This is a genomic window from Aeromonas sp. sif2416 (genome assembly GCF_019218665.1).
Taxonomy (GTDB): Bacteria; Pseudomonadota; Gammaproteobacteria; order Enterobacterales; family Aeromonadaceae; genus Aeromonas; species Aeromonas encheleia.
Genome location: NZ_JAHUXC010000002.1, coordinates 486,310 through 500,852 on the forward strand (window position 1 = coordinate 486,310; position 14,543 = coordinate 500,852).

Below are 14,543 nucleotides of genomic sequence, written 5' to 3' on the forward strand. Positions count from 1 at the left end.
GACCATTCTAAACTGGCCTCATCCAAACGTTTACTAATAAATGTTGAATGAGGCGAGATTGATGAGAGCTGATGTAAGAGTCTGGGTCGAAGCCGTCACCCTGCCGACCTACGAGGTCGGTGCCGAAGATCCCAACCCCATGTTTCTCGAGAAGCGGGTCTATCAGGGCTCCTCGGGGGCCGTCTATCCCTATGGGGTGATCGACACCCTCACCGGTCAGAAGCAGATGAAGTCCTATCAGGCGGTCTGGCTGGAGAACGACTTCATCAAGGTGATGCTGCTGCCGGAGCTCGGGGGTCGCATCCACCGCGCCTACGACAAGGTGATGCAGCGCGACTTTGTCTACTACAACGAGGTGATCAAGCCGGCGCTGGTGGGGCTGGTGGGGCCCTGGATCTCCGGCGGCATCGAGTTCAACTGGCCCCAGCACCACAGGCCCACCACCTTCATGCCGGTGGATGTCAGCATCCAGGAGCGGGAGGGCGGCGCCAAGACCGTCTGGCTCGGCGAGGTGGAGGCGATGCGCGGCCTGCAGGTGATGGCCGGCTTCACGCTCTACCCGGACAAGGCGCTGATCGAGATCACCGGCAAGGTGTTCAACGGCAACGACACCCCGCGCCACTTCCTCTGGTGGTCCAACCCGGCCGTCAAGGGCGGGGACGATCACCAGAGCGTCTTCCCGCCGGATGTCACCGCCGTCTATGACCACGGCAAGCGCGACGTGAGCGCCTTCCCCATCGCCCGCGGCACCTACTACAAGGTGGATTACTCCGCCGGGGTCGACATCTCCCGCTACCGCAACATCCCGGTGCCCACCTCCTACATGGCGGACAAGTCCGACTACGACTTCGTCGGCGCCTATTGCCATGGCGAGCGGGGCGGCCTGCTGCACGTGGCGGATCACCACGTCTCCCCCGGCAAGAAGCAGTGGAGCTGGGGCAACTGCGACTTTGGCCTGGCCTGGGATCGCAACCTGACCGACGACAACGGCCCCTACATCGAGCTGATGACCGGGGTCTACACCGACAACCAGCCTGACTTCACCTGGCTGGATGCGGGGGAGGAGAAGGTGTTCGTCCAGAACTTCCTGCCCTACAACACCCTGGGCACCCTGCAAAACGCCAACACCCGCGCCGCCATCAAGCTCGAGCGCACCGATGACGGGCTGCTGTGCGGCGTCTACGCGGTGGCGCCGCTGTGCGGAGCGCGCTTAGAGGTGAGTGACGAGGGCGGTGTGCTGCTCAGTCAGTCCCTCGATCTGCAACCGGGTCAGGCCTGGCTTGAGCCGTTCGCCCTCACCGGTGAGGGGCGCCTGCAAGTGCGCCTGCTGGATGAGCAGGGCCAGCCGGTGCTGAGCTATCTCGAGCATCAGCCGGCCGGCGAGGCCTTGCCGGATCCGGCCTCGGCGCCCTTGGCCGCGGCGGATCTCGACTCGGTCGATGAGCTCTACTTCATCGGCCAGCACCTGGAGCAGTACCTGCACGCCAGCCGCTCCCCCTTTGACTACTACCTGCGGGCGCTGGCGCTGGACGGGGGCGACTATCGCTGCAACCTGGCGCTGGCGACGCTGGAATACAACCGCGCCAACTATGAGCAGGCGCTGGCGTATGCCAACCAGGCGCTGACCCGGGCCCACCGCCTCAACAAGAACCCCCAGTGCGGCAAGGCCAGCCTGCTGCGCGCCCATATCGAGGAGCGCCAAGGCCTGCTGGACGCCGCCTTCGACGACTTCCACAAGGCGACCTGGAGCGGCAACGGCCGGGATGCCGGCTTCCTCGGCCTGGCCCGCATCGCCATGGTGCGCCGCGATCCGGTGCAGGCGCTGCAATTTGTCGAGCGCAGCCTGGCGGTCAACGGTACCCACTACGGCGCCATCGCCCTCAAGGGGCTGGCGCTGCTGGAGTGCGGCGAGCGGGAGGCGGCCCTCGCCTACATAGACGAGCAGCGAGTCCGTTACCCGCTCCACTATCAGCTGGCCTTCCTGCGTTGGCAGGGGAGCGAGCAGGCGGTGGATCTCGAGGCGCTGCGGGCCCTGTGCAATGGGCGTGGGGTGAACCTCTGCTTCCTGGCGAGCAACCTGCTGGAGCTGGGTCGTCCCGAGCTGGCGATGGCGCTGCTGGTGGCACTGCCGGTGGAGGAGAGCCTGCCACTGCTGTTCCAGGCCAGCCTGCTGCCGGCAGGGGAGCAACAAGAGGGGCTGCTGCAACGGGCCGAGCGGGCCTTTGCCAGCAAGGTGCGCTTCCCCAACACCCTGGGGGAGGTGGCCATGCTCGAGCGGCTGCCCCACAGCGGTTTCGCCCGCTACCTGCTCGGCTGCTTCCACTACAGCAAGCGCCGCTATGAGCCGGCCATCGCCCTGTGGCAAGGGGTATGCGAGCAGACCCCGGGGTTTGCCCCTGCCTGGCGCAACCTCGGCATTTATCACTTCAACAAGAGCGGCGATCTGGCGGCGGCCGAGCAGTGCCTGAGTCGCGCCTTCGCGCTCAAGCCGGACGATGCCCGCCTGCTGTTCGAGCTGGATCAGCTGCACAAGCGCCTGGCCATGGCACCCGCCGAGCGGTTGGCGCTGCTGGAGGCACACCGGGAGGTGGCCCTCAAGCGCGACGATCTGACCGCCGAGCTACTCAGTCTCCAGCACATCGAGGGTCGACTGGAGGCGGCGGCCGAGATCTTGCGGCTGCGCCAGTTCCACCCCTGGGAAGGGGGAGAGGGCAGGGTCACCGGCCAGTACCTCATCAACCAGCAGCGCCGGGCACTGGCACTGATGGCGCAAGGGCAGCATGAGCAGGCCATCCCGCTGCTGCAGCAGGCGCTGCACTATCCCCTCAACCTGGGAGAGGGGCGCCTGGTGGGGCAGAGCGACAACGACATCCACTACCTGCTGGCGCTCTGCCACCTCGCCTGCGACCAGCAGAGTCTGGCCGAACAATGCCTGCATCAGGCCTGCCTCGGCCAAGGGGAGCTGGGGGCCAGCCGTTACTACAACGATCAGCCGGTGGATTACCTCTTCTATCGGGGCATGGCGCTGGCCCGCCTCGGTCACAAGCAGGAGGCGCAGCGTCTGTTTGAGGGCATGGTGGCCTGGGCCGGGCAGGCCATGGACGAGCGGGTCGGGGCGGATTTCTTCGCCGTCTCCCTGCCCGATCTCATCGTGCTCGACGACGATCCCCAGCACAAACACCGCCAGCACTGCCTGCTGGTGCTGGCCCTCGGCCAGCTGGGGCTGGGGGAGCAAGCGCGCGGCGAGCAGAGCCTGCGCGAGCTGCTCGCCCTGAACCCGGCCCATGACAAGGGGCACCTGTTCAGCCTGCTCTGCCGCCAATCTCAGCTCCACTCATAACAAAAACCGGCGCTCCGCCACGGTGCGGAGCGCCCCAGTACCCTACAATCACAAGATAGCGAGAGTGAGTCATGAAAAGTTCGCGAAATCAAATGGATACGGGTGGGCTCAATATGGGCTACATCTGGATGATCTGCCTGGTGGCCGCCTGCGGTGGCCTGCTGTTCGGCTACGACTGGGTGGTGATAGGCGGGGCCAAGCCCTTCTATGAGGCTTATTTCGCCATCACGGATCCGGCCCAGTCCGGTTGGGCCATGAGCTCGGCGCTGGTGGGCTGCGTGCTGGGGGCCGCCATCTCCGGCTGGTCGTCCGATCGCTTTGGCCGCAAGAAGCCGCTGATCCTGGCGGCCGTCCTGTTCACCATCTCGGCCTGGGGCACGGCCGCGGCCGGCAACTTCGATCTGTTCGTGGTCTATCGCATCATCGGCGGCATCGGGATAGGTCTCGCGTCGGCGCTCTCCCCCATGTACATCGCCGAGATAAGCCCGGCCGACAGGCGCGGCAAGTTCGTGGCCATCAACCAGCTCACCATCGTCATCGGGGTGCTGGCCGCCCAGCTGGTGAACCTGATGATCGCCGATCCGGTGGCCAGCAGCGCGACCCAGGCCGATATCTTGGCGACCTGGAATGGTCAGTCCGGCTGGCGCTGGATGTTCGGCGCCGAGCTGGTGCCCGCCCTGGCGTTTCTGGTGCTGATGTTCTTCGTGCCGGAATCCCCCCGCTGGCTGGCCAAGGATGGGCAGTATGAGAAGGCCTCCCGCATGCTGAGCAAGATAGGCGGCGATGCCTATGCCAAACAGACCCTGGACGAGATCCGCCAGACCCTGGTGGGGGAGACCCACAAGGTCTCCCTGGCGGAGCTCGGCAAACCCTCGGTGCGCCCCATCCTCATCATCGGCATAGTGCTGGCGGTGTTCCAGCAGTGGTGCGGCATCAACGTCATCTTCAACTACGCGCAGGAGATCTTCGCCTCCGCCGGCTTTGACATCGACAGCACCCTCAAGTCCATCGTCGCCACCGGCCTCATCAACCTGCTGTTTACCCTGATAGCACTGCCCATGGTGGACAAGATCGGCCGCCGCAAGCTGATGCTGATCGGCTCCGCCGGCCTCACCATCATCTACGGCATGATGGCGGCGGCCTACGCCAGCGGCGTGTTGGGCCTGCCGGTGCTGTTGCTGGTGCTGGCGGCCATCGCCATCTATGCCCTGACCCTGGCGCCGGTCACCTGGGTGCTGCTCTCGGAGATCTTCCCGAACCGGGTGCGGGGTCTGGCCATGTCGGCGGGCACCCTGGCGCTCTGGATCGCCTGCTTCGTGCTGACCTACACCTTCCCGCTGCTCAATGCCGGACTGGGGGCCGCGGGTAGCTTCCTGCTCTATGGCCTCATCTGCTTCGCCGGCCTCATCTTCATCTACCGCAAGGTGCCCGAGACCAAGGGCGTGACCCTGGAGGCGCTGGAAGCCCAGCTGGCCCAGGGCAAGGTGGAGCTGACCCAGGCTAAGGCGAGCACCTCTGCATGAAGGTGCACAACCTGAACAACCCGCATCTTCGGATGCGGGTTTCAACCCAGGGGGCCTGCCTGCTGGGGCTGGAGGATGACAAAGGGCGCCCGCTGCTGCGGGACACCGACCCCGAGGCCCCCTGGCAGCCGGGGCAGAGCGCCCTGTTTCCCATGTTGCCGCTGGCCAACCGGGTGGCGGGCAATGGCTTCGAGCTGTGGGGGGAGGCGCAGCCCCTGCCCGAGAGCGACGCCGATCCCGACTTCTTCCTGCACGGGGAGGGGTGGCTGCGGCCATGGCAGACGGTGGCGCAGACCGGCAGCTCGGTGACGCTGCAGCTCACTGGCCATAACGGCCCCTTTCACTATCTGGCGGAGATCGACTATCGCCTGCAGGGGCCTAGCCTGGTGGCGCGCATCGGCTTGACCCATCTGGGGGAGGCGCCCTGCCTCTATGGCGCGGGCTTTCACCCCTTCTTCTGGCGCGATGAGCAGACCCGGCTGCGCTTTCTGGCGAGCGGGGTCTGGCAGGAGGGGGCGGATCACCTGCCGACCCGCTGGAGCAGCGCATTGGCGCCCAACCTCGACTTTCGCCAGTGGCGGCGGCCACAGGGGTGGCTCAACCACTGTTATGGCGGCTGGCGCGGGCAGGCCGAGATCGAGCATCCCGCCCGCCGGCAAGGATTGCAGATCTCCAGCGATGGCGGCTTCCTGATGCTCTATCAGCCCGACGAGGGCAGCGGCTTCGTCTGCCTTGAGCCCCAGAGTCACGCCGCCAATGCCCACCATATGGCCGGTCACCCCGGCCTGCGGCTGCTGGCGCGCGGCGATCGCATGAGCCTCGGCATGACCATCAGCCTGCTGACGACGCCATGAGTCGGCGCCTCGTCCCATCCCTATTTCGAGGCCCGCAAGGGCCTCAATCTTTGGGGCCGACGCGGGGGCCAGGGTGGGCGCTGGGCGAGCCGTCAGCGGGCTGCCGCGCCAGGCGCAACCTTTTGTTGACGCTTTCTTAACGCAGCCTGTATCTGCCGTGGCTTTCGGTGGACGACGACAGGCCCCGTTGCTCTACTCCGCGCCAGGTAAAAACAGCCGCGGTGACCAGCGGCCCCGGCTCACCCTGAGTGGTCCGGGCAAGGGAGTGATAGAGGAAGGAGTGGCAATGAAGTTGGCTAAGTGCTTGATGATAGGATTGGCGGCCCTGGCGCTGCTGGGTTGTGGTGATGACGATGAGGGAGGCTCCACGGGGGATGGTCATCCCCTCTCTTCGTTGCAGATAAGCCCGGGGGAGGCCAGGGTCCCCGTCGGTTTCGAGCAGCAGTTCCAGGCGCAGGCGACCTGGGAGGATGGCTCGGTGCAGGACGTGACCCAGCACCCCGACGTCGTCTGGAGCAGCAGCGATGCCGCCGTGGTGACAGTGGATGAGCATGGCCTCGCCAAGGGGATCAGCCCGGGCACGGCGGTCATCACCACGACCGCCACGGTGAACAGCGAACCCTACAGCGCCACCGCCAGGGTGGAGGTCATCGACACCTATGTGACCGAGCTGCAGCTGACCCCGGCCAGCGCCACTGTGCCGGTGGGCTTGAGCCAGGCCTTCGTGGCCACCGCCAGCTTCTCAGACGGCCAGTCGCGGGATGTGACCAACGCCTCGGCTCTGAGCTGGTACAGCAGTGACGACAGCCTGGCGCAGGTCAGCAACGAGGAGGGCAGCAAGGGGCTGGCCACCGGGTTGGCGGTCGGGGCACTGACCCTGGAGGCCGTCGCAACGGTCAATGGCGAGCCAATCCAGGCCTCGGCCCCGCTGGAAGTGACGGATGCCCTGATCACCGGGCTGGATATCCATGCCCCGCAAGATCCGCTGCCGGTGGGGATGAGTGCGCAGCTGAGCGCCTTCGCCAGCCTGTCGGATGGCAGTGCCCCCATCGATGTGACCGAGCATGAAGCCCTGAGCTGGAGCAGCAGCGATCCGGCGGTGGCGAGCATCAGCGACAGCGGGCTGGTCACCGGACTGGCGCAGGGCGGCAGCACCATCAGGGTGAGCGGCACCATCAACGGGGTACCCCTCGATGCGACCGAACAGCTCAGGATAAGCTCGGCCTTCGTCACCCGGCTCGAGCTGCAACCGATGGAAGGGACAGTCCCGGTGGGGCTGCAGCTCGCCTTCACCGCCACGGCGCATCTGTCCGACGGGACATCGTTCGACGTCACCGACAACCCCCTCGTCCAGTGGCACAGCAGCCAACCCGAGATCGCGACCGTCAGCAACCTCGAGGGCAGCAAGGGGCTGGTGACGGGACAAACGGCGGGCGTTGCCACTATCACGGCGAGCGGTACTGTCGAGGGCATGCCGTTCAGTGCCTCTGCCCCGGTGGCGGTGTCATCCTCCGTGGTGACCAGTCTGGCTGTGACGCCGCCAGCGGCGTCCTTGTCCATCGGGAACCGGCTGCAGTTCCAGGCCATAGCGACCCTGTCCGATGGCAGCAACCGGGATGTGACGGGCGATGCCACCACCATCTGGTACTCCGATGCCCCCACTATCGCGACCATCAGCAATCTGGATGGCAGCCGGGGAGAGGCCCACGGCCTGAGCGAGGGGCTGGCGCTCATCACCGCCAGCCTGGCCGGCGTCACCAGTACGGCGGCGCAGCTCACTGTGATGCCGGTAGCACCCGTGGCACCCATCGTCATAGAACCGCGGTATAACCAGATCGCCTCGTTGCAGCTGAGCCAGGCGGAGTTCGCATTCTGGAATGCGACCTCCATCAACTCGCCCGAGGGACAGAGCGCCCTCAAGGCGCTGAGCGGGCGGGTCTACGAGCAGTTCCGGGACGAGTTCGACTTCATCACCGTGGTGATGAACAACGAGGAGGTTCCCACTACCCCTGTAGATATGCCCACCGGCGAGTACGCCCACGTCAGGAACGATGTGGCGGGCATCGGCCTTGGCATGTTTGATAGCTCGGCGGAGTTTCACTCGGATGGCAAGTTGCAGGGTATCTGGTTTTTGTACGCGAAAAGGTACCTGTCGACCTCGACCTACGGCCCCATACTGCACGAGATGGCCCATCGCTGGGCAAACTGGGTGGTGCCGCCGGCCACCGGCCACTGGGCGCCCTGGCTGGGCATCGTCGGGCAGCTTAACAACGCGAGCGCCAATTTCGCCGACATCGAGCTCTACCTGATGGGGTTGATGGAGTCGTCCGAGATGACGGACCCCGCCAGCCTGGCCGCCTACGCGCTGATCCCGGCCGACCAGAAGCCCAGGGTGCCTGACGCCGCGAGCGCGCAGAAGGAGTTTCGTACTCTGCTGCTGATCCTGTCGGATCGGGCGCTTACCGCCACCGAGATCCAGAACTACAACAACGGTGCCACCTTGCTGGCCCGCACCGACAACCCTTCCCAGCAGGGCACCAACTTCCACAAGATGACGGGAGGCAGGGGCACCCTGGTGGTAAGCGGACTCGATACCCTGGTCAAGCCGGCCCCCTGATCCGGCACCGGGTGGGATATCCCGAGGGAGCCACAGTCAGCATCATGGCGGGCTCGCGGTACGCTGACATACAAGAAGGGGCCCTGAGGCCCCTTCGTTTTTTTCATCTGCAGTCAGTGCCAGTCTCGTCAGGCTACCTTGCTGCTGCCTGCCAGGGTGCGGGCCAGCAACCCTTCCGGATTGTGGATGGCCTCCTTGGTCTTCACATCGATGATCTCGATGTCCTTGAATCGCTCCCGGTTCTTGATGGCCACGTCGTGGGCCAGGATGACGTAGCGCGCGTTGGCCACGTCTTTGGCGGTGATGCGGTTGATGATGCCGTTGGCGCCCTGGGTCTCGACTTTCAGCTTGATCCCCTGTTTGGCGGCCGCCTTTTGCAGGCTCTTGGCGGCGAGGAAGGTGTGGGCCACGCCGGAGGGGCAGGCGGTGATGGCGAGCACGTCCGCCTCACCCTCGGCCTCGATGGCCTGGTAGTCGCTGTCGGGCTGGCTCACTTCTTCATCCTCGGTCACCGGCTTTTTCAGCAGGTTGACGATGAGGGCCGTGGTCAGGGCGCCGAGCACTGTGCCCAGGATGTAGCCCATCTTGCCTTCCACCACCGGCAGCACTATCCAGCCGCCCCAGGGGGCGTGGTTGATGCTGTGCATCATGAAGCCGGTGATGTTGCCGACGATGCCGCCCGCGACGATTGCCGGGATGACGCGCACCGGGTCGGCGGCGGCAAAGGGAATGGCCCCCTCGCTGATGCCGATCATGCCCATGATGGCGGCCGCCTTGCCCGCTTCACGCTCCTCTTTCTTGTAACGACGGGGCGAGAGCAGGGTGGCCAGCGCCATGCCGAGTGGCGGCACGCAGATGGCGATGCCGACGCCGCCCATCAGCCAGGGTTGGGTGTTGACCTGGGTCTGGGCGAACAGGGTGGCGACCTTGTTGACCGGGCCGCCCATGTCGAAGGCGGTCATGCCGCCCAGGATGGCGCCCAGCATCACCTTGCCGGAGCCTGCCATGCTGGAGAGCCAGTGGTTCATCCCGTCCATCATGGCGGCGATGGGGGCGCCTATCACCCACATCACTATGCCGCACACCAGGAAGGTGCCGATCAGCGGATAGATGAAGATGGAGCCGAGCGAACTCATGGAATCCGGTAGTTTTATGCGTTTGAGCTGATTGACGATGAGGCCTGCGATGAAGCCCACCAGGATGGCGCCGAGAAAACCGGTGTGGAATTGCTGTACCGCGATCCAGGAGCCGATCATGCCCGGAGCCAGGCCCGGTTTGTCTGCCATGGAGTAGGCGATGTAGCCGCCGAGCACGGCGGTGAAGAGCGTCAGCCCCGCGATGCCCATGTCGGCCATGTCCTTGAGCACCCCGGCCTCGGGCACCGCGCCCTTGCCGCTCATCATCACCGACAGCGACAGCAAGACGCCCCCCGCGACGATGAAGGGGATCATGTGGGAGGTGCCAAACAACAGGTGCTGCTTGAGGGTGCCGAGCTGGGCCTTGATGCTGCGATCCTGGGGCTCAGGCACGCTGGGCTTCGCCAGGGCTTTGGCTTGTGGCCGCGGCTTGGGGTCGGGCTGGGCGCTGGTCAACAGGCTGAGCACCTCGGCCTTGCTGCTGGCCGCTTGCATCTGCGGGATGAAGCCTGGCTCAAGCAGCTTGGTGGAGAGCTCGGCCAGCACCTCGATATGGTGGTTGGCGCCCCCCGCCGGGGAGGCAATCATGAAGAACAGCTTGGAGGGCTGCCCATCTTCGGCGCCGTAGTCGATCCCCTGGCGGCTGATGCCGATGACGATGGCGGGGTGGAGTACTACCTCGCTCTTGGCGTGGGGCAGGGCGACCCCCTGCTCGAAGCCGGTGTTGTCGAGATTTTCCCGTGCCCAGAGGTCGCGCACGAACTGATCCTGATTGGCAATCTTGCCGCTGGCCTTGAGCCGGGCGGCCAGCTCGACAAACAGCCCCTGCTTGTCTTTGGCGGCGATGTCGAGGCAGATCAGTCCTTCATCTATCAACGAGGTGAGCATATGTGTCTCCTAGCTCCTTCGTGGAGCCGTTGCGATGGGTAACAATTGACCCGTCTATTGTTTCGCCCTTGCCGGCTCATCGAAATCGGACATATGTGCCCTTTACTGGATTTTTGTGTCAGTGCGCCGGGCCTGTGACCCTGCTCGCATTTTGGTTTCGAGAGGGGAGTCTGCTGGTCCGCATTTAATATCATTTAAAAACATATGGTTATTGTGGTTTTTTGAATAAGAGCCAAGAGGGGAAGGTGCCATCTGTCTCGCCGGTCAGCCACGGGGGATGGAGATTTGTGTGCTATTGCCACCCCCTGAAATGTGAGCCGTCTGGCAAAAATGCGGCTGGCGGGGGCGAGGGAAGGCGACTGCCGTCGCGGTTTGAGGTGGCCAAACCGGAGGCGTGCACGGGCCAGCAGCAGGGGAATGGCGGTGAGAGCCGTGGGGATAGGTGGCTGATATTGCTGCGCAATTGGAACGGGCAGGGGTGGCAAGCGCCCTTACTCTGGCCCTGTTGGCCTGCTTGCAGGAGAGTCTTCACCCAATTTTTAGATTGGTTTACGGATAATCAATCGTTTATTTCGTTGGACAGTTGGGGGGATAGTGGTGTCACACTCTGTGAGCAGGTTGGCCAACAGTGCCGTCAGCCAGTGTGTAACCCTATTGATGTAAGGAGACATCCTGATGGAAAAACTTGACCAAGAGATCGATACCATGCGCCATGAGTTTGAGTCACAAGGGCAGAAGCAGGCCCATGACAAGTGGCAGGCCAGGGTCGATGAACTGCAGCGGGAGCGTACCGAGGTTCCCCAGCCGGAAGCGGCAGAACACTAGCCTGCCGACGGCCATCATGGCTACCGGTTGCGCAGATAATCAAAAACCACCGCCCCGAGACAGGGCGGTGGTTTTTTTTCAAGCTTATCTCGGCCTTGCTCGGCTCTCTCAGACCGCGGGCCGGCAATGCCGGGCGGGGTCAGGCCGGGCTCGACTGCGGTTGCCGCCACATGCGGTACATGGTGTGGCAGTTGACGAACAGGAAGCTGACTTCGATCAGGCTGCCCCCGATGGAGCCTATCAGTATGTTGTGGCTGGTCCAGCACAGGCCCCCCGCCAGCATGCTCAGCCGCAGCGTGATGCCCTGGGCGCGAAACAGTCCCCAGGTGCCTATGGTGGTGCCTAGGATGGGCAACCACTGCACCGGGTTCGTGATCTGGGGAATGCCGAGCGCCCAGACCAGGATCAGGAAGAACAGCATCACCCAGGGGCTGCGGGTGTGCCCCGAGGCGGTGGTTCGAATGCAACTGAGACCTGCGCTGAGGGCCGCCGTGCTGGCGCCCATCAGGAAGAAGTGGAGGGCGATGGCCGCCTGATAGAGGCAAAGCCGCAGTCGAAAACGCCCGTCGTCCCGTTGCCTAAAGGCGCTGATCCCGACCAGCATGGCGGCAAGGCCTATGCCCTGCGCCAGGGGTTGTTGCTGGAACAGCGTCCAGAGCGGCATCAGCCCGCTCGGCTCGGCGCTCACAGGAGAGGACCCTTGCAGAGCAGCCTTGGCTGGCAGTCATTGTGTTGGCTGTGGGTCGGCTTGCCGCAGGCGAGCGCGATTGTGAGCGCAACGGATCGAGTCAGGGGGTCATTCATGGGGAGCTTCTATCAGGGGGCCGTGGCCGGTGCGGAATCGTACCATGTGACGGCCGGCGCCCGTCAAGGCACCGCGCTGCGGGAGGGCCAAGAGAGGGAGGCCAGGTCGGGATCTGGCACCAATGACAAGGGCCATCGATGATGGCCCTTGTCCGGTTATCGCTTTAGCAAGACAGTCGTCAGCAGCGGTTGCCGGCGCGGGCGACCCGGCCCTCGGCCAGCAGCCGATAGTGGCCGGTGGCGGCGGGGACGAAGGCAGACTGACCCTTCTCCAGCCGCAGTGTCTGCTCACCCTGCCTGAGCGTCACAGTGCCATCGATGGCAAACAGGATCTCGGCGCTGGCGGTAGTGAGGGCATGCTCACCGGCCGGGTAGACGCTGAAGGTGAAGTCCGGCACCGGCACCTCGAAGTGCTGCACCTCGCCCTTCAGGCGGGGAGCAAGCAGGATCTGATCGTCGGGTTTGGCGACGCAACGGGTGCAGTCCAGCAGTTCGGCCACGTCTATGTACTTGGGGGTGAGACCGGCGCGCAGCACGTTGTCGGAGTTGGCCATGATCTCGAGGCCGGTGCCGCGCACATAGGCGTGGGGGGTGCAGGCATCGAGGAACATGGCCTGGCCCGGCTTGAGGGTCACAACATTGAGCAGCAGCGGCGAGAACAGCCCCACATCCCCCGGGTACTGGGCGGCCAGGCTGGTGATCAGCGCGAAGGTCTCCTCGTCCCGATGCTCGGCGGCATAGGCCAGCAGCCCCGCCAGGGCTTCCTCCTTGCGTGCGCCTGCCAGGATCAGCAGCTGGTGGAAGAAGTGTTGCAGCCCCGCTTCGCTCTGGTTGGCGGCGAGGGCCGCGACCAGCTCGGCCAGGGCCGGCAGCTTGACCCGCTCGAACAGTGCCAGGATGGCGGGAATGGCGCGAAAACCGTTCATCGCCTGATAGGGGGTGAGGGCAAACACCAGCTCCGGCTTGTGGTTCGGATCCTTGTAGTTGCGATTGCTCGCCTTGGCGTCGATGCCGGCGGCCTCTTCCCTGGCAAAACCGGCTTCAGCCTGCGCCTTGCTGGGATGCACCTGGATGGAGAGCGCCTTCTCGGCACAGAGCACCTTGAACAGGAACGGCAGGCTGCCGAAGCGGGCGACGGTGGCCTCGCCCAGCACGGCGCTGGGGGCGGCCTCGATAACGGCGGAGAGCTTCTGTGCACCGCCCGCCAGGTTCACCTCGGAGCAGCCGTTGGGATGGGCGCCCATCCACAGCTCGGCCTGGGGTTTGCCGTCCGGATTGGGGATGCCAAACAGGGTGGTGAGGGCGTCATGGCTGCCCCAGTCATAGCCTTGAATCGGGTTTTGCATCAACAGAAAGGAGGGCAGATCTCGACTGCTCATAAGGGACGCCTCATTGAGTTTGAAGAAAGTGGTTTGCAGAAAAGGGTGGAATTGACGGTCCGGCCCGGACTATAACATGGGCGACCTTTGCCGCCGCAATCGCTTGCCTCTCTCTTGATCGGGATCATCATGTCACTCATCTTCAGCCAGCTGCTCGACGGCGCCCTCCACGAACAGGTTCCTTTCGAGCAGATCTGGTTCGCCAGCGAACAGGGGGTTCCACCCGGCTTCAGCTATCAGGTCAACTTTCCCCGCCTCGAACTGGTGTTCAGCGGCGAATACCACAACCAGGTCTGGGACAAGGAGCTGGGCTGCAAGGAGATCAGCGTACTGCCGGGGCAGGCGCTCTACATTCCCCCCAACGGCTGGAACAAGCCGCAATGGACCACCGACTGCTCGGTGCTGAGCCTGCTGTTTGGCAAGCGCCAGCTTGGCTTCAGCCTGGTGAGCAAGCGGCGGGAGGACCCCGACTTCTTCGATGTGCAAAAGCACAGCATCATGGCCAGGGCCGGCCATGTGCTCGAACACATCTTGGCGGCGCTCAACGTGCTGACCGAGGATCCCGGCCGCTCCCCCACCGACAACCACCTGCTGCAGGCGCTGCTCACCAGCGCCCGCCAGCTGCTGGCCGAGTCCGCCGCCGAGCGGCCCAGGGGGGCAGATCTGTTTCACGGCATCTGCATCTACATTCAGGAGAATTTTCACCGCCCCGTCACCCGGGACTCCATCGCCCACCGCTTCAACGTCTCGGCCAGCCATCTCTCCCACCTGTTTCGCGAGCAGGGCCACATGCGGCTGGCGGATTACATCAGCTGGGTGCGGATCGACAGGGCCAAGTTCATGCTGAAAAAGTACCGCTTCCGGCTGGAGGAGGTGGCGAGCCGCTGCGGTTACGGCGATGTGAACTATTTCTGCCGGGTGTTCAAGCAGAAGACCGGGCTGACCCCGTCCCAGTACCGCTCCCTGAGCCAGCCCCAGGGGCAGCCGGAGGACCTGGCGGGATGAGGACGGATGCCATTGGACCCGCATCGGCGCTGGCGCCGGCGGGCCTCGCCGTGTGCCGGATGCGCACGGACAGAGCGCACTGTGATCCAGTACTCGACTATGGTCGGACATGCACGCTCGCCATTTGATTATGAAAATGGATGGGCTAAGATGGCCGCGCGCAACGATCAGA

General features: G+C 64.6%; 9 protein-coding genes. 6 read left to right on the forward strand and 3 right to left on the reverse strand.

Annotation, left to right across the window (positions count from 1 at the left end):
• The first annotated feature begins 61 nt into the window (after nt 1–61).
• The 4 genes from KW821_RS21820 (at nt 62) to KW821_RS05640 (ending at nt 8,334) form a co-directional block, all read left to right on the forward strand.
• The gene (locus tag KW821_RS21820) at nt 62–3,340 is read left to right on the forward strand and encodes a DUF5107 domain-containing protein (RefSeq protein WP_218290715.1); all 3,279 of its coding nucleotides are present in this window, start codon (nt 62–64) and stop codon (nt 3,338–3,340) included.
• Between the two features lie 92 nt (nt 3,341–3,432).
• The gene (locus tag KW821_RS05630) at nt 3,433–4,863 is read left to right on the forward strand and encodes a sugar porter family MFS transporter (RefSeq protein WP_256353330.1); all 1,431 of its coding nucleotides are present in this window, start codon (nt 3,433–3,435) and stop codon (nt 4,861–4,863) included.
• Complete coding sequence (locus KW821_RS05635; RefSeq protein WP_218290717.1) at nt 4,860–5,717, forward strand: aldose 1-epimerase; 858 nt, start codon at nt 4,860–4,862, stop codon at nt 5,715–5,717. The genes KW821_RS05630 and KW821_RS05635 overlap by 4 nt, the downstream gene beginning before the upstream one ends.
• A gap of 286 nt (nt 5,718–6,003) precedes the next feature.
• On the forward strand, nt 6,004–8,334 hold the full coding sequence (locus KW821_RS05640; RefSeq protein ID WP_218290718.1) for an Ig-like domain-containing protein: 2,331 nt from the start codon (nt 6,004–6,006) through the stop codon (nt 8,332–8,334).
• Nucleotides 8,335–8,462: 128 nt separating this feature from the next.
• Here KW821_RS05640 and KW821_RS05645 read toward each other — a convergent pair whose 3' ends face one another.
• Entirely contained in the window at nt 8,463–10,358 is a 1,896-nt protein-coding gene (locus KW821_RS05645) for a PTS fructose transporter subunit EIIC (protein WP_042653869.1), read from the reverse strand.
• Nucleotides 10,359–11,033: 675 nt separating this feature from the next.
• Between KW821_RS05645 and KW821_RS05650 the strand changes: the two genes are divergently transcribed.
• Nucleotides 11,034–11,183, forward strand: a complete 150-nt coding sequence (locus tag KW821_RS05650) for a hypothetical protein (RefSeq protein ID WP_218290719.1) — start codon at nt 11,034–11,036, stop codon at nt 11,181–11,183.
• A gap of 139 nt (nt 11,184–11,322) precedes the next feature.
• On the opposite strand, the gene KW821_RS05655 is transcribed toward KW821_RS05650, so the two are convergent.
• Together KW821_RS05655 and manA are read right to left on the reverse strand one after the other, a co-directional pair.
• A complete protein-coding gene (locus KW821_RS05655; protein WP_218290720.1) occupies nt 11,323–11,871 on the reverse strand; it encodes a YgjV family protein in 549 nt (182 codons plus the stop codon).
• Between the two features lie 295 nt (nt 11,872–12,166).
• The gene (gene manA / locus KW821_RS05660; RefSeq protein WP_218290721.1) at nt 12,167–13,366 is read right to left on the reverse strand and encodes a mannose-6-phosphate isomerase, class I; all 1,200 of its coding nucleotides are present in this window, start codon (nt 13,364–13,366) and stop codon (nt 12,167–12,169) included.
• A 129-nt stretch (nt 13,367–13,495) separates the two neighbouring features.
• Between manA and KW821_RS05665 the strand changes: the two genes are divergently transcribed.
• A complete protein-coding gene (locus KW821_RS05665; protein ID WP_042653866.1) occupies nt 13,496–14,371 on the forward strand; it encodes an AraC family transcriptional regulator in 876 nt (291 codons plus the stop codon).
• The last annotated feature ends 172 nt before the right edge of the window (nt 14,372–14,543 follow it).